Genomic DNA, 18937 nt, shown 5'->3' with positions numbered 1-18937 from the left:
TAGAAAGGAGCGTACAAGGTGACACAACAGCAAGAACCTAAGCCTATTGGAAGTACATGGACGGATGATCAATGGGACGCGATAACCCTCAAGGGTCAGAACATGCTAGTTGCCGCTGCTGCGGGCTCTGGTAAGACAGCGGTACTCGTCGAACGTATCATTCGACGGATTTCCAATGAGTGGGAGCCCATCGATGTTGATCGACTACTCGTTGCTACCTTTACGAAGGCTGCAGCTTCCGAAATGAAGCATCGGATTCGAGAAGCGCTTGAGAAAGAACTTATGAAACAACCTCATTCGCAACATCTGCGTAAACAGCTAGCACTTATGGGGAAAGCATCTATCACGACACTGCATTCCTTTTGTTTAGAAGTTGTACAACGATATTTTAGTCTAATCCAATTAGATCCTGGTTTTCGGATTGCGAATGAAACTGAAGCTGATTTGCTGCGTCAAGATCTGCTTGGAGAGATGCTTGAGGAATATTATGCGGCGAGTACTGAGAACAGTGCTTTTTGGCAGTTAGTGGACTCATTCAGTGGTGAACGCAATGATAGTGCGATTATGCAGCTCATCCAGAAGTTATACGATGTATCGCGCAGTCATCCTTGGCCAGAGCACTGGTTAAGAGGCACGGCATCTATGTTCGGGTCACGCGTACAAGAAACTAATCATGTGAGTATGGGTGAATCAACCGAGGTGGTGGAAGAAGCATTGCCTTATGTTGCTGCGACATCTGCACCTGTGGACTATTCACTGTGGGAACAAAGTCTTATTCGAGATCTTTCCCTCGAACTTGAGGGAGCCGCGGACTTGCTAAGGCAAGCCCTGCATATTGCTGAATCACCGGGAGGCCCTGCTCCTTATCTCGATAATTTACGGGAAGATTTATTGCTCGTTCAGAACCTGCTGGAAACAACGACATATCCATGGTCTGTCTTGTATCTTGGTTTTCAAACAGTCGAATTCGGCAAGCTCAAAGCTTGCAAAGGCGATGATTTTGATAAAGGACTGCAGGAAGAAGTAAAAGAGCTACGGAACAAGGCCAAAGACCAAATAAATAAATTAAAAGAAGAATTGTTTGGCCGGACACCAGAGCAATTTCATCTGGAAGTTGCCCAAATGGCGCCTTTGTTGCATGTTCTTGTTGATCTCATCGTTGATTTTGGTCAAAGATACCAAGCGGCTAAAGCGGCAAAGGGTCTGATTGACTTTGCTGATTTGGAGCATTACTGTTTACAAATTCTTAGTGCACCTGGTTCTATGCCAGGCGAATTATATCCTTCGGAAGCAGCGCAAGCGTATAGGAAGCAATTTGCTGAAGTCCTCCTGGACGAATATCAGGATACGAATCGTGTCCAAGAAGCTATAGTTGAGTTGATTTCGACAGCCAAACCTGGGAATCGATTCATGGTCGGCGATGTAAAGCAAAGTATTTATCGGTTTCGACTGGCAGAGCCAGGGTTATTTCTAGAGAAATACAAAGCGTATCGTTCTAATAAAGAATCAGCGTCTGATGGAGAAATGAACGGTGGAAGAATTGACTTAGCTCGAAATTTCCGCAGTCGACTTCAAGTCGTCCATGCAGTTAACTTTATTTTCAAACAAATGATGAATGAGACAGTTGGTGAAATTGCTTACGATGAGCGGGCAGAACTGGTGTACGGGGCTGGGTATCCGCCTTCGGAATCAGATTGTTCGGTTGAAATGCTAATCATAGACCGTGCGAAAGACGGAGCCGATAAAACTGAAGCGTTTATGGATGATTCTGATGAAAACGGGGACGAATCGAACCCTGATGTCACCGGAAGCGGGACTGATCCCGCTATCGAAGCAGAAGAACTGGAAACTGCACAGCTAGAAGCACGTACCATTGCGCGTCAAATCAAGGGCTTGTTAGGTGCTGATAATCAAGAAGCTTTCCAAGTATTTGATAAAAGAACGGGAGGCAATCGGCCAGCAACGTATCGAGATATTGTGATCCTACTGAGAGCAACTCAAGCATGGTCTCCGATCATAATCGATGAACTCAAGAAACAGGGAATTCCGGCTTACGCTGAGCTCAGCACGGGGTACTTCTCGGCAACTGAAGTCGAGACGATGCTTTCTTTATTGAAAGTTATTGACAATCCGTATCAGGACGTACCTTTGGCTGCTGTACTGAGATCGCCAATAGTGGCGCTATCTGCTGAAGAATTGGCACAAATTCGAGTTGCGGATAAAGCTGTCGCTTTCTATGAGTCTGTACTGCGAACCGCTGGGCCAAATATCCCTAATGAGAACGAGCAGTTGTCCTTGAAATTGGCTGCTTTTCTCGAACATTTGGAACAATGGCGAAATGATGCGAGGCAAGGCTCTCTCGCAGACTTGATCTGGCGTATCTTTAGACAAACCGGTTATTACGATTTTGCTGGGGGTTTGCCTGGTGGTATGCAAAGACAAGCCAATTTAAGAGCGCTATATGATAGAGCTAGACAATACGAAAGTACTTCCTTACGTGGCTTATTCCGTTTTTTACGATTTATTGAGCGGATGAAAGAGAGTGGAGGAGATCTTGGAACCGCTCGTGCGTTGGGTGAACAGGAAGACGTTGTACGAATTATGTCTATTCATAAGAGTAAAGGACTGGAATTTCCAGTCGTATTCGTTGCAGGTATGGCCAAAATGTTTAATCAACGGGATTTGAATGAAGCTTTTTTGTTGCATAAAGAGCTTGGCTTTGGACCGAGATTTGTAGATACGACGCTGCGTGTCAGTTATCCGACACTACCTTCTCTTGCCATAAAAAAGAGACTGAAATTAGAACTTTTAGCAGAAGAAATGCGTGTCCTCTATGTAGCACTTACAAGAGCACGCGAGAAACTATATTTGTTAGGTACTGTGAAATCTCTCGACAAGCTCCTGCGTGGATGGGGGCGTCATTTATCAAGGGAGGCTTGGTATTTACCCGATTTTGAGTTGGCTAAAGCGAAGAGCTATCTGGATTGGGTAGGACCGGCGTTACTTCGTCATCCTGATGCTGTATTATGGCGAGAAAAAATTGGCATAAGCGAGATATCTTCTGATATACGTTTACTGAGGGATGCCTCGCAATGGAAGCTGTCTGTCATTACGCCAGAAAACTTGCAGCAATTGGAGGTACTAGAGGATTCCACTTTCGTGCCGGATCAAGATCGATTTATGGCGATTCAGCAACGTGAGGTTATTACTACATCGGGGAAATGGAAAGATGTTTTAAGTGAGCGCTTATCTTGGCAATACAAGTTCCAAGATGCACCTAAATATTTTGCCAAGACGACAGTTTCTGAGATGAAACGTTTATCTGAGGTCAATCGCATCGCGGATGAGTTAGAGTTACCTTACGCTATGGAAACTGTGCCAACTCTGGGGGAAGCAGCAGTAACTCAGCAACCGGCTCCTTTAATTTGGCGTCGACCAAGATTTATGGAAGAGAAGAAGCTAACGGCGGCAGAGAAAGGGACAGTTGTTCATGCCGTTATGCAAAATATGTCTCTAGCAGAGTTGCCTACTGAGGCAAGTATTCAAGGCACTCTTCAAGAAATGATAGACAAACAGACCATGACGCAAGAGCAGCGTGATGTCGTAGATATTCCGGTTATTTTGAAGTTTTTTGAGACATCCGTTGGCAAAAGATTAATTCAGTCACACCATGTTCAGCGCGAGGTTCCATTTAGCTATGGGCTCCCTGCAGTTGAGGTATACTCGGAGACGGACTCATCTACGCTTGGTGAGACCGTACTCATTCAGGGTGTAATTGATTGTTTATTTGAAGATGAGCTAGGTCTCGTTCTCGTGGATTATAAAACGGATGCGGTTCGTGGCAGCTCGGATTCCGAACTTCAACTTCGGTATGAGAAACAAATAGGTTTGTATGCACGAGCTGTGGAACACATTTGGAAACGTCAGATACACGGGAAGTACCTCTATTTCTTTGATGGAGCCAAGTTAGTAGAGATGTAGTTAAATCATAGGCAAGTGAGGCCAGAACAGGAAGGAGATGGGACATGCGAATTTTGCACACAGCGGATTGGCATTTTGGACGAGCTTTGGAAGGTCGAAGCCGGATGGAAGAACAGGTCGCTTTTATGGATGAACTCGTACGTATCGTGGAAGATCAAGCGATTGATCTGGTGTTGATTGCAGGAGATATTTACGATAGTGTGAATCCTCCTGCTGCAGCGGAACAGTTGTTTTATGAGGGCATTGCGAGATTAGCTGATGGCGGGAAAAGGTATGTGGCGATAATTTCTGGCAATCATGATCATCCTGATCGGCTAGCAGCTTCAGGTCCTCTAGCAGCAACCCAAGGAATTACATTGATAGGTTTACCAATTCAAGAGATTCAGTCGATTGGCATAGCTCGTACAGGTGAGCTTGCGCGTCTAATCGCATTGCCTTATCCCTCGGAATCACGTTTGAAAGAGTTGTTGTCGGAAGTCGCTGAGGAAGAAGTGCTGCGCAGCAAATATTCGGAACGGGTTGGGGCACTTATTCGGAAACAGGCTGCTTTATTTGAATCGAGCACGGTGAATTTAATTATGAGTCACTTATATGTCCTTGGAGGTCAAGAAACGGAATCTGAACGACCTATTCAGGTTGGGGGTGCTTATACAGTCGATACAACGGCTTTGGCAGCAGGTGCGCAATACGTGGCACTTGGTCATTTGCATCGTCCACAAAATGTGAAAGGGGCATCACCCATTCGTTATAGTGGATCCCCACTAGCTTATAGCTTCTCAGAAGCAGGTCAAGCCAAATCGGTTACGATACTTGATCTTGCCCCAGGACAAGCAGCTGAGCCCGAGGAGATTTTCTTGACATCTGGACGCCCGTTAGTGAGTTGGAAAGCGAAGGAAGGCATTGGTCAAGTCCATCAATGGTTAGATGAGCAAAGGGATAGCACGGCATGGATTGATTTGGAGATTACAATGACCTCGGCCATGTCGATTGAACAAATACAATCGTTGCGCAAGTCGTATGAAGGTTTCATTCACATTCGCCCAATTTATCCGGAAATGGAAGTTGTCCGCTCGACGATGCCCAGAGCAGCAATTTCGATGGAAGAGCATTTCACGCGCTTCTATGCGCGCCAAACAGGAGGAGCCCAGCCAGAGCCTGCACTAATTCAATTATTTTTGGAGCTGCTGCAAGAGAAAGATCTTGGAGATACAACTGGCGGCGAGTAATTGGGCTGGGATGCATGAACATACGTGAGAGGGTGGCAGGCAAAGTATTTTCCCCAGCGAATACTTGTGGATAACTTTGCAGTGAATGAAAGGAGTACATTAGAATGCGTCCAATTCAGTTACAAATGTCTGGTTTGCAAAGCTATCGAGAACTGCAAACGATTGATTTTAGCCAACTCGTGGATGCAGGCGTGTTTGGTATCTTTGGACCAACGGGCAGCGGGAAATCATCCATCTTAGATGCGATAACGTTATCCCTCTATGGCAAAGTGGAAAGAGCAAGCGGCGGCACGCAAGCGATTATGAATCATGCGGAGCAAACGCTGTTCGTTTCTTTTACATTTGAACTGACGAACGCCTCAAGCACAGCTCGCTACCGAGTAGAGAGGCAATTCAAGCGCGGATCTGAAATGTCAATTAACGGAACGATTTCACGTCTCTTACATATTCGAGATCAAGAAACCATTGTGCTTGCGGATAAGGCTGGCGAAGTCAATCTCCAGATTCAGAACATTTTGGGTCTGTCGATGCAGGATTTTACAAGAGCGGTCGTGCTTCCGCAAGGAAAGTTTGCTGAGTTCCTAACTTTGACAGGTAAAGATCGTAGGCAAATGCTACAGAGGCTGTTTCATCTTGAAGCCTATGGGGATCAATTAAGTGCAAAAGTAAGTTCTAAAGTAAAGGAAACGGACAGTGTCATTAAACAGCTCGCTGCTGAGCAGCAAGGCTTGGGTGATGCGACCGCAGTAGCTTTGGAAGAGGCGAACAGAAGACTTCTTGAAGCGGAACAAGAAGCTGTTCGAAGCCGACTTCATTTGGAGGCGCAGGAGAAGGCCTATGAAGAAAACAAACAAGTCTACCAATGGATAAAAGAATCAGAAAGTCTTGAACATGAGCAGGGGAAGCATCATGAACAAGAAGGGTTTATTACGGAGAAAGAACAGGTTCTGAAACTTGCGGAACAAGCGGAGCGGGTTATTCCTTACTTGGATCAACATCAACTAGCTGCTACGGATGTGACGGCAACCGAAACACTTCTAGTAAACGCAACGTCTTCCTTAGCACTTGCAGAAACAGATTATAAGCGAGCATCGCTTGCTTTTGATAAAGCAGGGCAGGATCTTCTAGAGCAAGAAGGGCCGTTGTTGCTGCGATTGGATCAATTGGAACAAGCGCTTGTGATTGGGCAAGAGCTTGAACAAGTACAGTCGCAAATTCAAAAGGCACAAACACAAGAAGCTGAAGTGAAATCAGCATTATTGACTTTGCAAGGAGATCTGTTTAAAGCGAACGAAACGAAACAGAAAGCAGTAGCCAAACAAACAGAACTGAAAGCCCAATTAAAACAGGTTGAAACGGATACTGCGAAGAGGCACCAGCTGCAAAGGGCTGTGCAGGAGAAAAAAGCCATACTTCTTCTTCAAGCCCAAGAGCTAGAAGCACAAAGAAATAAAGAGGATAAAATAAAGAAATGTAAATCTGTGGAGCACTCGAGAGAACTGATTAGGGATAAACAGAGGGTGTTGTATGCCCAGGTTTTAAGTTGGATTGAAGTTAATGCTTCGAGTGAAGGGCAATTGCAGAATCAACAAGATCTATTTACAGCTTTTTCGACGGGGCTGCAGGGGTGGTTGGAGGAGCAAAGAAAGCAATTGAAGCATCAAGAACGTCATGCCTTGGCTGCATTGTTGGCTGCTGATTTAGAGATGGGGGAATCGTGCCCCGTTTGCGGTTCCCTAGAGCATCCAGCTATTACTAAGAATGGTGAGAACGCAGCGAATGTGGATACAGGGGAAGTTTCCGAAAGTGAATTGCAACGTATCGAACCTTTCTTGCAGGGAGCAAAAGAACGACAGTATCTAGGGGTGCAACTCATTCGAAGAATGAGCGATCAGCGAAAGCAAGCAGCGCAATTAAGTTTCCCTGAAGAAGTCATAAGTAGGCAACAGGTTGATAAGATTGAAAATAATCTAGGGCTTCAAGAAGCTGCGGCTGCTCAAGAAGTAGCAACTCAAGTAAGTTCATTTAACGATTGTATCGGCATGAGCTTGGCAGATTGGCAGAAGGCTTGGCACAATGTGAATTCAGATTCACAAGTCGTAGTTACTCAAGTGGAAGAGTCTGAGAAGGCTTATGAACAATTGCTCAAAGATCACGTACAATTAACACAACAGGATCTAGTCTTGGGTGCGCAAGTGGAAGCGGCGGCTAGTTTGGTTGTGGAAGCTGAAGCTAGACTAAGGAGTTTAAAGGATGGAATTCAAGATCAGGTTCGTCAGTGGCAAGAGGGATTCGCAGAGCTGAGTTGGGATACTGTTGAAGCACAACTACAACAGCTCTTAGAAAATGAACGAATAGCCGATGAGCTGCGCGGTCGTATTGAGAAGAGTGTTCCTTTCCTCGAAGAACTTCTCGTCAACATTGAGAAGCTTCAGCTTGCTGCGCAAGAGCACGATCGAACAGCCTTGCAGCTCCATGAGCGGCTGCAAGGGCTCGCGCAGCTCGCCGCCGACAAGTCGCGGCAGCTCGCTCTGCGCGCGCCTGGCGCGGCGGTGCCGCAGCTCATCGCGGAGGCGACCTCCGCGCTAGCGCAGCTGCGGCAGCTCGCGCAGCAGACCAAGCTCGCGCACGCTGCTGCGCAGCGCGAGCAGTCCCTGGCGGCGCAGCGCCACAGCGCCGCCGCCGAAGCCGCTGCCGCTGCGGCGCGGCAGCTCGCGCAAACCGAGCGCGCGCTGGCCAGCGCGCTCGAGAGAGGCGGCTTCGCTTCGCGCGAAGCCGCAGAGGCAGCGGCGCTGGCGCCTGAGCAGCGCCGCCAGTGGGCGCTGCTCGCGGCGGAGCATCGCGAGCGCGAGCAGGCGCTGCGCGCCCAGCTGGCGCAGCTGGCAGCGAAGCTGCAGGGCCGCGTGCTGAGCGCGGCCGAGTGGGCGCAGTCGCAGGCGCAGCTGAGCGACGCGAAGACCGGCGCCGAAGCTGCGCTGGAGGCGCGAGCCAAGGCGGCGCAGGGGGCCAGCGAGCTCGCTGCGCGGCACTTGCGCTGGTGCGAACTCGAAGCGCAGCGCGTTGAGCAAGCGACGCTGCTAGAGCGGCTCGGCAAGCTGCAAGCCGTGCTCAAGGCCAATGCCTTCGTCGAGTACCTTGCCGAAGAGCAGTTAATGCAAGTAAGTCGTGCGGCATCCGAGCGACTGGGTGAGTTGACACGTCGACGTTACGGGATTGAAGTCGACTCTGGTGGTGGTTTCGTTATTCGCGATGATGCGAATGGCGGTGTAAAGCGACCCGTGGGCACGCTATCTGGTGGGGAAACGTTCCTTACCTCGTTAGCCTTAGCCTTAGCTTTGTCTGCCCAGATTCAACTAAAAGGCGAATATCCCTTAGAATTTTTCTTCTTAGACGAAGGTTTCGGTACGCTGGACCAAGAGTTGTTAGACATGGTTATTGGTGCACTAGAGAAACTTCATACAGATCGATTAGCAGTAGGTGTCATTTCTCACGTACCTGAGCTTCGTGCGAGGCTTGTCCGCAAATTAATTGTTCAACCTGCAGAACCGTCCGGTCGTGGGAGTCGCATTTCGCTCGAAGAACTATAAAGGGTTGCTTGCAAAAGCCACTATTGAACGCGAAATAGTCAATGGAGCGTAGCATTCACACTGCTGAGCTCAACATTTCTTTTAATCCAATTAAGGCTAATGATGGATGATCGGTCATTAGCCTTTTTTTGATTTCCTACCTGCCCCTTAGGTAAAGGCATCATGCCGAAACGTACAAGTTGGCATACACTGCACCAACTTGACGAAAAAGGGGAATGTGCATGGCAACATTTCATGAAGCACTGAAACATAAGAATCGCCTCTCGCCTGTCTTATTGAAGAGGGCAGAAGTTATGGGAGTAGGCGTTGGATACGCAAATCCCAAAAAGCCAACCGCGGGTGCAAGCGTCATTGTTTACACCCACCAGAAAATCGTACCATCGGGTTTAAACAATCTTAAAAGTGTTGCTTCGAAATTAGGTTCATCAGTTCCTGTGCGCTTTCTCTCTGCGGATTCATTCAAAGCACATGTGGTAAAGGCCCCTAAACCCAAAATGTACAAGGTAACTACGTTTCAAAGTAGGAATCGTCCAGTGCCTGGCGGCGTGAGTATTGGCAAAACAAATCCTTCCTCGACTGGAACTGCGGGATTAATCGTAATTAAAAATAATCAACTTTACATCTTAAGTAACAACCATGTGTTAATCAGAGATAATTCTTCCGCATTCTCTGAAACGGTTCAACCTGGCCCAGCAGATGGCGGTAGTTCAGGGACAGACCGTGTGGGAAGAGCGTATCAATTTGTGCCGTTACGTCCTGGTGAAGTTAATTTTCAAGATTCATCGATTGCCCTTCCAACTTCAAATAGTCTACTAAACCCAAGGTATTTACGGAATGCATCAGGTGATTTAATTACAGTGCCAGGCCATCTTCTGAGTTATCCAGTCGGACTTCAAGTGTTTAAATCAGGTCGTACAACAGGTGCTGTTAGAGGAACCGTAGAGTCTAATAATGTGGATGTACGTGTTTCTTATGGCGGCAGCTTAGGTACGCTGCTGTTTCGCAATCAGACGGTCATTGTAGGAACTTCGGGTCCGGTATCACTTCCAGGTGACTCAGGCTCAGTCTGGCTGCGTTCCAGCGATCGTTATGCGGTAGCACTTAATTTCGCCGGTCCAGCAGATGGTTCTCGTTCCATTAGTAATCCGATTGGTGTGGTTATGGCTTCTTATGGTGTACGTACGGCAATTCCAGCAGCGGGTGGCACATATACGGCCGGTAAAGTGAAAGGAACTGCACCTCGTGGGGATGCTTCCTATGTGCAGCCTTTGACGGAGCAGCAACGGAAGCGTACTAGAGCAATTTTGGTGAAATCACACAAATAAAAGCCTGAACGTATAGCTCAGAAATCTAGCATTGGTTAGCTGAATAAGCAAAAGGAATTACGATGAGTTGACGCCATCGGTAATTTCCTTCTACATATTTCCAGATTGTGTATGTGTGATACTCACTTACTGGCGTATCCAATTTCTGGCCGAATCGTCTGCCCTTCAAGTTCCACACCATATGAAATAGATTTCAAATAAGCTAATTGCTTTTCTTCATAAGCTGTGCCCTTCGAAACGATTTGATTTTTCTCAATGTAAAAAGGTTGAAACGAAAGCTCGATTTGCCCTTGATCAAACTTCAAATGAAGCAGTCCCGTGTCCGCTTTGGGACCCGATACATAGTCTGGGAACAGAAAATTGCCAATGGAATACGCAATTGGCTTGCCTTTGTAATACTCGAAACCTTGCAGTACGTGCACGTGACTCCCGATGATGGCATCAGCACCAGCGTCTATCATTTGTTTGGCGAATTCACGCTGCCATGCCTCAGGTCGATTGTTCATCTCCACGCCCCAATGCAGATAGACGAGTACATAATCGGCGCCTTCGCGTTCCCGAGTAATTGCCTCGAGCACAGGCTTTCTATCATAAGCTTGCGCAATACCAGGTTTGTTCGTACCTGCGAACCAATCTCCGGTTGGGATGAACCGAGAAAAGGCGAGGAATTTCACTGATTTTCCCTTCAAATTCACGCTCTTTGCTCGATACGCTTCTTGTGCATTGAGACCCCCTCCCACATAGAGTAGGTTAGCCTTATTGAGATGAGTTAGTGTGTCGAGAAATCCCTTTTGCAAGAAATCCATAGAATGATTATTGGCTACGGATACCATGTCGAAACCAGCATTTTTCAGGCCTGTAAGGGATTCAGGATTGGATTTGAAATTATAGATCTGATTCGTATCCTTCTCTTTCTCTAATGTAACCGCCGTTTCCAGATTGACGAAAGAGAAATCAGCTTGAGCGATCTCGGATTGAATATGCAGGAAGGGATAATCAGGCCCATATTGATTAATAGCGTCTTTGACAGACCAATCGAACATCGCATCACCGGCATAGAGGATATGCAACGATTCCGATATATCTGGTTTTTTTGGTGTTGGTTGTACATATACGACAGGGGGAGGAGTCTCGCTGCCACTTGTGCTTGAATCAGATGGAGGTGTGTGGCTGCCATTTTCGGTTGGTTCTGGCAAGATGACAGATGATGAGGGAGGCAACACGAATGGACTGCTTAAGTCCTCTGTAATTTCAGATGAGTTGGAGTCAATTGGAACTGATTTCATTCCAATGGGCAATGGATCAATGGAGGCTTCACAACTAACCAATAACGTACTTAAACAAACTGCCATCAAGATTATTACCCTTTTACTTGTCATGGGTTGGTAACCCCTTCACACGCGATTTCACTATATTCTAACAATGGTTAATTGCAAAAGGGATCGAACCGTTGTAGTGATAACATTAAATTCAGATTAATTTTGCGTGATAGGCAGAGGGCTTTTGTAATTTTTTTGATTTTTATGCTACTTTTTCGTTGCTCATAACGTATCAAGTAGATGCGAATAACATAGAACAACATGAAAGGGAGTCTATATTTCTTGAAAATGAATAGGCGAATAGGAATTTTATCACTGGCAGTAGGTATTCTTGCAGCAGGTATGGTGGGGGCGCCCGGACCAGCGCGTGCGGATGTTGTTTGGGATCATTGGAAACAAGCGGACTCGTTGCAAGCGTCTGGAAATTCGAAAGCAGCGGTTCCCCATTGGATATATTTGGCTGATTACTATGCAAGTGCGGGGGACTGGGAGAATGCAGCCCTCTTCAGTGGCAAGTTGGACAAGTATTTTGATGATATCGGTGACTATGATCAAGCGATTCGGTATTATGAGCAGGAAAATCAATATTGGGTCAATGCTGGCAAGGATTGGGGCGCTGTCAAATTGCAGCGTGCGGATCAAATTCGGACAACAGTTGAATTGTATCGGGAAGAGAATAGCGAGACCATCGTCCAAGAACGTACTTCCCCAGACGGCACACGTTTGGCTAAGTTTGAACCTGCATACGGGACGTATTTGGGCATGTATTCAGAACAAGACCCTAAAGTCGGGAATACATTTACCAAGATGCAATCGGTCTACGGCAAAAAGCATGCAATTTACCTAGCCTATGCGCATTGGGGACAAGGTTTTCCGTCTACTTATGCGAAGCGGGCCAAAGACGCTGGAGGTGCTTTGCAAATCGCTTGGGAACCAGATAATGGCCTAGATCCTGTTACAGACGGAGCTTATTTGCGGAGTTGGGCCAAAGAGGCGAAAGCCGCTGGAATTCCAATTTTTCTGCGATTTGCAGGGGAAATGAATGGCGCTTGGGTGAAATGGCATGGGAATCCTGCACAGTATATTGCGAAGTTTAGAATGCTGCATGATGTATTTGCGGCAGATGCGCCTAATGTGGCTATGGTCTGGAGTCCAGGCGATGTGCCGGCCAACGATATCGATCCCTACTATCCGGGTGATGCGTATGTCGACTGGGTTGGTGTCAGTTTATACATTGAACCTTACGAAAACGGAGATTCATCACTTCCGTCCATGCTTGCGACAAGCAACGTAGAAAGACTTACAAGGTTGTACAACACCTATGCGGATCGGAAGCCATTAATGCTGAGTGAAACAGGTGTTCCGCATTATTCACATTCGGCTGGTGAGGATTACACGGAATGGGCGAAGTTAAACCTGCAACGTTTGTATGAAATTATGCCTTACAAATATCCCAGATTGAAAGCAATTACGTATTTTAATGTGGATCAGCAAATGAATAATGCCAAGAATGATTACTCATTATCGACTTCCTCTGATATTCAAGGCTATTACAGCAAGTTGATTGCTAATCCTTATCTTCTTTCTGAGGTGAAGGATGGAGCAAAACCAGCAGATCACGTAGGATATGTACCGATTGATGCTAAACATCAATCATTTACGAAGCAAACGAGAATCATTCCTTTTATCAAAATACCCCAAGTCTATATTGGAAAAGTGGAGTATCTCCTAAATGGGCGAGTTATTGCTTCCCAAACGAGTTTGCCATACGGAATCGATTTCAAAGCTGGTGAGGTGCCAGAAGGTTCCGTTCTGCAGCTTCGAATCATGAATACATCTGGGCAACAAGTAGCCCTCCGTACGTTTGGCATATCCTCACAAGTTTCCGTGAATATCAATGGTGCTGTTCAACAATTTGAACAAGCTCCTGTTATTGTGAATGGTTCAACATTTACGCCGCTTCGTGCGATATTTGAAGCGATGGGAGCCAAGGTGGATTATGATGCGTCAACACGATCTGTCACAGCAACCAAAGGAAGTACAACAGTGAAGTTGACGCTTGATCAAAGAACAGTTTATGTCAATGGCAAGTCGTTGGAGTTGGAAGAACCAGCCCGATTAGTGAATGGTTACACCCTCGCACCTGCTAGATTCGTAGGTGAAACCTTTGGTGGTAACGTCAATTGGGATGGAGCAACGAGAACGGTGTCCATTACCAGCAAATAAAGCGAAAAAAGCTGTTTCAATTTCTGACGACAAAGTCAAATCTTGAACAGCTTTTTGTTTGCTAACTCATTTTCAGCAATTTATACGTTCTGTAAAGCTTGTTCCACTTCCTGTACGATGGCTAATGCTGCGCTGCGCGCACTGGAGAATGCACGTTCAGCAAGCTCGCCTTTACCTGTGCAGCCGTCTCCACAGAAGTAGAAGGGAATATTTTCAACACGAGTTGGCAGAAGTCGGTTGGTTGCAATGTTTTTCACACTGGATACCATTGCTTTCTTCGAAACCCGCTTAACCGCAGTAACATCACGCCAGCCTGGGTAATGTCTATCGAATAGGGCTTCCATTTGCGAAGTTTTATTGTCCAAATACGCTTTGCGTTCCTCGTCGTTATCAAATTTATCACTAAGGTAAGCAATGCCTTGAAGCAATTGTCCACCTTCAGGAACTAATGTATGGTCTGTTGCGGAAACATCACTGATGAATAGTTTATTATCCATGTCGCTAATGTAACTGAATGGTCTAGCAACGACGCGGCTTAAACCTATGTCATATACCATAACTTCGGTCGCCGTATTGGATTCGTAAGGAGCTAAGAAGGGTTCCCAAGCCGAACCTTTGAGTAATTTGACTACTTGTTGAACAGGCATTGCGAAGATGACTTTATCAAATGCCATTTCACGCGTTTTCGTTTTCAGTACAAACTTACGATCCTCATAACGAAGTCCGTCGACACCTTCCTGTAAGGCGATTTCCCAATTGCCAGAAGTGGTCAATTTCTGCTTCAGTTGATTTGTAATAACAGCCCAGCTGCCTAAGACATAGTTGACAGGTTTGCTAGACAAGAACAAGTTATGGTAATACTCGCTAATCACGGCGCCGGATACGTTGCGTGCATCCTCCGGAGTAATGAAGAAGTTGGAACAAACCAAATGCTCCCATAGCTCTTTGACATCTTCATCCGCATTGGATTCGGCAAGATAGTCGGCCAATGTAGCGAAGTTCTTAATATTGTGGATATTCGCAATAATGGCCGCGATTTCACCAACAAAACGAACTTTTTGAATCGTGCTAAGCAAATCCGTTTTGAGGAGGTTAATCGCATCTAATGGTGCGGTTGTAAGTTGGTTATGTTTAGCATAGACGACTTTGCGTTTATCGACTTGTTTAGAGGAGAAGGAAAGCCCGAGCTCGCGTTCCATTGTAGTTAAAGTATGACGATCAATACCGTAGATGGCATGCGCGCCGTAATTTAGCGTGAAACCTGCTTTCTCATACGTAAAAGCTCGGCCTCCAAGCTGTGGACTACGCTCAAATAGAATACCTTCTACATGCGGGTTTTCTGATAAATACGCGGCAGCTGTTAACCCAGCTAATCCTCCGCCAATAATGGCTACTTTCATTCGCTTATCCTCCTTGGGGATGGGTTCTACCTGCAGCGATGCGTAAGGTTCTTCAGAACGAAGACCTATCCATAGCCAGGCTAAGTTGTTTTTCATCATGGAGAGCAGATCGGCATCATCTTGATTGCACCAAGTGAGAATCGTTCCGGTATACATGCATACGAGCAGTTCGATCTTTTTTGGCTCTGGGAGCCAATGCTGTAGGCTTTGAGACAAGACTTTCAATTGCTGGAGCTCTTCCGTTTTTACTGTATCATTCTGTAAAGAAAGTGCCTGCAAACTGCGAATGAGTCGGGGTGACATTTGAATATTCGACGCTAAGTCTAGAAATAGACGATTAATATGGCCTTCTAGCGACTGTACCTTTGAAGGTGGTTGTTTTACCCACTCTTGAATCAGTTGTATTTGTTTACTGTATAAAGCTGAAATAATGGCATCTTTACTTTTGAAATAATGATAAAAGGTTCCTTTGGAAGTGCTGGTAGCCGCGATAATATCATCAACAGATACGTTTTCGTACCCTTTCTCCATGAACATCGCTAGGGCAACTTCCATCATGACATCACGTTTTTTGCGGGTTGAGGCTCTCATGAATTGACTCATCCGCTCACTCCATTCAAACAATCCGTTTACACCTATTATATGCAAAAATAGACTTGCAGTCTACAAATGAATTGACCGGCGTCAAATTGGAAGCGCGGATTAAATAATCTAAATCATTCTTTCCCGTGTGAGGCTTCTCCGTTCGGTATATACTTCACTTTAGAACTACGTGAGAGGATGAATTAAAGACTTGAACAAGACAGATTTAGGTTGGCATGTAAGTTTCGATAAAGCATTTGAGCCTTTTCTAAATGAAGAAGGATTTGTCGCAGGCCGCGTCTCCTTAGAACATAAACATATGTATCGCGTTCAGACGGAAGTTGGCGAAGTGTTAGCCGAAGTTTCTGGCAAAATGCGTCACCAAGCTCTGCGTCGTGAAGATTACCCAGCGGTAGGCGATTGGGTAGTGATATCACTACGAGAAGGGGAGCAGCGTGCTGTCATCCATGCTGTACTTCCTCGTCGAAGTAAGTTTTCCCGTAAAGTGGCTGGTCAAGTCACGGAAGAGCAAATTGTTGCAACCAATGTAGATACGGTATTTTTGGTGAATGCATTGAATCAAGATTTTAACGTTCGACGTATAGAACGCTATCTGGTCCTAGCATGGGAAAGTGGTGCGAATCCTGTCATCGTGTTAAGCAAGTCTGATCTTTGCGCTAACCCAGATGAGTTGGCAGCTGAAGTGGCTGCCGTAGCTATTGGCGTACCGATTCATATTATTAGCTCTGCTGAAAATCGTGGCTTAGATGAGCTTGCTTCTTACATGACCCGTGGTCAGACAGTGGCTCTGTTAGGATCATCAGGGGTCGGGAAGTCAACCTTGGTTAACCGGATTTACGGCAGAGATATATTGAACACAGGGGATATTCGATCAGGAGATGACAAAGGGAAGCATACAACAACGCACCGTGAGCTGATTCTACTGCCGGATGGCGGTATCCTAATTGATACACCAGGGATGAGGGAGCTGCAGCTATGGAGCGCTTCTGAAGGCTTGAGTACATCTTTCCAGGATATTGAGGAATTCGCCGAGCAATGCTTCTTTCAAGACTGTAAGCATGAGAATGAACCGAAGTGCGCGGTGAAATCAGCACTAGATTCAGGAACATTGTCCGCGGAGCGTTTTCAGAATTATGTGAAATTACAGAAGGAACTTGCTTATTTGGCTCGCAAAGAGGACAAAGGACTTCAAGCAGCTGAGAAAGCAAAATGGAAGAAGATTCATCAATCCCTCAAAACTCAACCTCACCGCTAAATTCGATAAGATTTGGATTGGATTTTTTGTGTGCTTTCCGATAAACTTATAGGTAAGTAGGATAACACTGTCGGGAGGACGAATAGATCAATGAGTGATTGTATTTTTTGTAAAATCATTGCAGGGGATCTTCCCTCTAAGAAAGTCTATGAAGATGATCAAATTCTAGCTTTTCATGATATTGAGCCAGCGGCACCGATTCATGTCCTGATCATTCCGAAGAAACACTTTGCTTCTTTAGCAGCGGGTCAGCCGGAAGATTGGGCGATCGTAGGACAAATGCAACGTGTGGCCGCGCAAATTGCTAGAGAACTAGATGTAGAAGAATCCGGTTATCGTGTGATTACGAACGTTGGAGCAAACGCGGGTCAAATCGTTCACCATTTGCATTATCATTTGATGGCAGGAGCTAGGTTGGCACCGCTTGGGGTCCATAACTAATCTTTCTAGTAGGAAAGATTAGTTTTGCGATTGACACCCTAATTACTATCACCTATAATGAGATTTGATGAACCGTTTTGTCTTAGATGGTCTGTTCGGAGGGAGGGAAAACTGTTGTCAGAAACTCGAGTTCGTAAGAACGAAACTATAGATGCTGCACTTCGTCGCTTTAAGCGTTCCATCGCTAAGGATGGCGTACTTGCAGAAGTTAAGAAACGTAAGCATTATGACAAGCCAAGCGTTAAGCGTAAGCTTAAATCTGAGGCTGCTCGTAAAAGAAAGTTCTAGGAGGCAACATGAGCTTAAGCGATCGATTGAACGAAGATATGAAACAAGCGATGAAGAGTCAGGACAAGTTTAAGCTCTCTGTAATTCGAATGGTACGTTCTACGATTAAGAATTCTGAGATTGATCTGAAAAGACCCTTAGACGACAATGAAGTGCTTGATGTTCTAACTCGTGAGATCAAACAGCGTAAGGATTCCCTCCAAGAATTTACCAAGGCAGGTCGTGATGATCTAGCCGACAACCTGAGTGCAGAACTTGTTATTCTAGCTGAGTACATGCCGCAACAGCTTTCTGAGGAAGAAGTGAAAGCCATTGTACAGCAGACCATCCAGCAAATTGGTGCTTCTTCCAAAGCGGATATGGGCAAAGTGATGACGGCATTGATGCCTCAGGTTAAAGGACGTGCTGATGGTAAACTTATCAATCAGTTAGTTCAACAATTATTAGGTTAATACCAAATATGTTTTGTGAAGATCGAGTGGACATTTCTGCTCGGTCTTTTTTCTTTACAGATGAATCCGCTACAATTTCTGCGAAATTCTGAAACAGTTCATAAGTTGTTGCGTACATATCTAGTGAGTCGTAAGTAAGAAGGGAAGGAGTGAACGACGATGTTTCTTGATAATCTATCCGCGTTTCTGACTCACCCTGTCACTGGTACTGTCTTATTAATGGTCGGAATTATTGGGATTGCACTCGAGTTGCTTTTTTTCAGTAGTGGCTTGCTTGCCTTGGCGGGAGTTGCTGGCTTTGGTTTATATTTCCTGGGTTTTTACTTAGCTGGCTTTGCGAGTTTTGGCGACTTAGCTGTTTTGGGACTTGGCTTGGTTCTCTTGATTTTAGAATTAGTTGTCCCTAGCTTCGGTATTCTAAGTGTATTAGGAGCGATTTGCCTATTCGGCGGTGTGCTCATGGCATCTTCAGATCCCAAGGAAGCAGCGTATATGCTAATTATTGCTTTATTAGTCGCAATCGTGGTCATCATTGCAGCAATTAGAACGTTTAAACATCGCGGCGTTTGGAACCGTTTCATTCTGAAGGAGCAGCTAACGACGAGCAAGGGATTTACATCGAGCCCTGATCGATCTAATTTAGTTGGTTTGATAGGTGAAGCAATAACGCCATTGCGACCTGCTGGAACAGCATTGATTCAAGGAGAACGCGTTGATGTTGTCACGCATGGTAGTTTTATTTCGGTAAATAAAGCCATTGTTGTTGTGGAAGTTGAAGGCGTTCGAGTTGTAGTGAAAGCTGTGGATGACCAACCTAATCAATAGGAGGATACA

13 protein-coding genes are annotated in these 18937 nt (G+C 45.8%); 11 read left to right on the top strand and 2 right to left on the bottom strand.

Annotation, left to right across the window (positions count from 1 at the left end; translation table 11 throughout):
* The first annotated feature begins 18 nt into the window (after positions 1 to 18).
* The 4 genes from addA (at position 19) to A8708_RS32390 (ending at position 10119) form a co-directional block, all read left to right on the top strand.
* The gene (gene addA, locus A8708_RS32405; RefSeq protein ID WP_068670803.1) at positions 19 to 3981 is read left to right on the top strand and encodes a helicase-exonuclease AddAB subunit AddA; all 3963 of its coding nucleotides are present in this window, start codon (positions 19 to 21) and stop codon (positions 3979 to 3981) included.
* A gap of 44 nt (positions 3982 to 4025) precedes the next feature.
* Positions 4026 to 5207, top strand: coding sequence for an exonuclease SbcCD subunit D (locus A8708_RS32400; RefSeq protein WP_068670801.1), 1182 nt, complete (start codon positions 4026 to 4028; stop codon positions 5205 to 5207).
* 104 nt (positions 5208 to 5311) lie between these two features.
* Positions 5312 to 8794 (top strand): AAA family ATPase, encoded by a 3483-nt coding sequence (locus A8708_RS32395; protein WP_068670799.1) that lies wholly within the window; start codon positions 5312 to 5314, stop codon positions 8792 to 8794.
* A 221-nt stretch (positions 8795 to 9015) separates the two neighbouring features.
* Complete coding sequence (locus tag A8708_RS32390; RefSeq protein ID WP_068670797.1) at positions 9016 to 10119, top strand: chymotrypsin family serine protease; 1104 nt, start codon at positions 9016 to 9018, stop codon at positions 10117 to 10119.
* Positions 10120 to 10241: 122 nt separating this feature from the next.
* Here A8708_RS32390 and A8708_RS32385 read toward each other — a convergent pair whose 3' ends face one another.
* Positions 10242 to 11342: a CapA family protein gene (locus tag A8708_RS32385; RefSeq protein WP_275667949.1), complete on the bottom strand. Its 1101-nt coding sequence runs from the start codon at positions 11340 to 11342 to the stop codon at positions 10242 to 10244.
* On the opposite strand from A8708_RS32385, the gene A8708_RS36685 reads away from it, so the two are divergent.
* Together A8708_RS36685 and A8708_RS32375 are read left to right on the top strand one after the other, a co-directional pair.
* The gene (locus tag A8708_RS36685) at positions 11263 to 11508 is read left to right on the top strand and encodes a hypothetical protein (RefSeq protein ID WP_068670793.1); all 246 of its coding nucleotides are present in this window, start codon (positions 11263 to 11265) and stop codon (positions 11506 to 11508) included. The genes A8708_RS32385 and A8708_RS36685 overlap by 80 nt on opposite strands.
* A 218-nt stretch (positions 11509 to 11726) precedes the next feature.
* Complete coding sequence (locus A8708_RS32375; RefSeq protein ID WP_204787685.1) at positions 11727 to 13664, top strand: stalk domain-containing protein; 1938 nt, start codon at positions 11727 to 11729, stop codon at positions 13662 to 13664.
* Positions 13665 to 13744: 80 nt separating this feature from the next.
* Here A8708_RS32375 and A8708_RS32370 read toward each other — a convergent pair whose 3' ends face one another.
* Entirely contained in the window at positions 13745 to 15655 is a 1911-nt protein-coding gene (locus tag A8708_RS32370) for an FAD-dependent oxidoreductase (RefSeq protein ID WP_239696919.1), read from the bottom strand.
* 202 nt (positions 15656 to 15857) lie between these two features.
* Here A8708_RS32370 and rsgA point away from each other — a divergent pair, with 202 nt between their 5' ends.
* The 5 genes from rsgA to A8708_RS32345 all read left to right on the top strand — a co-directional run bounded on the left by rsgA (position 15858) and on the right by A8708_RS32345 (position 18928).
* A complete protein-coding gene (gene rsgA / locus A8708_RS32365; RefSeq protein ID WP_068670788.1) occupies positions 15858 to 16922 on the top strand; it encodes a ribosome small subunit-dependent GTPase A in 1065 nt (354 codons plus the stop codon).
* A 90-nt stretch (positions 16923 to 17012) separates the two neighbouring features.
* On the top strand, positions 17013 to 17363 hold the full coding sequence (locus tag A8708_RS32360; protein ID WP_068670786.1) for a histidine triad nucleotide-binding protein: 351 nt from the start codon (positions 17013 to 17015) through the stop codon (positions 17361 to 17363).
* A 114-nt stretch (positions 17364 to 17477) separates the two neighbouring features.
* A complete protein-coding gene (rpsU, locus tag A8708_RS32355) occupies positions 17478 to 17651 on the top strand; it encodes a 30S ribosomal protein S21 (RefSeq protein WP_028558020.1) in 174 nt (57 codons plus the stop codon).
* Between the two features lie 8 nt (positions 17652 to 17659).
* Entirely contained in the window at positions 17660 to 18103 is a 444-nt protein-coding gene (locus tag A8708_RS32350; protein ID WP_057314579.1) for a GatB/YqeY domain-containing protein, read from the top strand.
* 159 nt (positions 18104 to 18262) lie between these two features.
* Positions 18263 to 18928: an NfeD family protein gene (locus A8708_RS32345; RefSeq protein ID WP_068670784.1), complete on the top strand. Its 666-nt coding sequence runs from the start codon at positions 18263 to 18265 to the stop codon at positions 18926 to 18928.
* Positions 18929 to 18937: the final 9 nt, after the last annotated feature.

This window comes from Paenibacillus oryzisoli, assembly GCF_001653565.1.
Lineage (GTDB): Bacteria > Bacillota > Bacilli > Paenibacillales > NBRC-103111 > Paenibacillus_E > Paenibacillus_E oryzisoli.
The sequence above is the reverse complement of the archived record's forward strand: the minus strand, read 5'-3'. Positions and strand labels throughout refer to the sequence as shown.

What these genes read in the sequence shown, in the direction of transcription:
- A8708_RS32400 (WP_068670801.1), top strand. Translation starts at nt 4,026, where the DNA reads ATGCGAATTTTGCACACAGCGGATTGGCATTTTGGACGAGCTTTGGAA.
- A8708_RS32395 (WP_068670799.1), top strand. Translation starts at nt 5,312, where the DNA reads ATGCGTCCAATTCAGTTACAAATGTCTGGTTTGCAAAGCTATCGAGAA.
- A8708_RS32390 (WP_068670797.1), top strand. Translation starts at nt 9,016, where the DNA reads ATGGCAACATTTCATGAAGCACTGAAACATAAGAATCGCCTCTCGCCT.
- A8708_RS32375 (WP_204787685.1), top strand. Translation starts at nt 11,727, where the DNA reads ATGAATAGGCGAATAGGAATTTTATCACTGGCAGTAGGTATTCTTGCA.
- A8708_RS32370 (WP_239696919.1), bottom strand. Translation starts at nt 15,655, where the DNA reads ATGAGAGCCTCAACCCGCAAAAAACGTGATGTCATGATGGAAGTTGCC.
- A8708_RS32360 (WP_068670786.1), top strand. Translation starts at nt 17,013, where the DNA reads ATGAGTGATTGTATTTTTTGTAAAATCATTGCAGGGGATCTTCCCTCT.
- A8708_RS32350 (WP_057314579.1), top strand. Translation starts at nt 17,660, where the DNA reads ATGAGCTTAAGCGATCGATTGAACGAAGATATGAAACAAGCGATGAAG.
- A8708_RS32345 (WP_068670784.1), top strand. Translation starts at nt 18,263, where the DNA reads ATGTTTCTTGATAATCTATCCGCGTTTCTGACTCACCCTGTCACTGGT.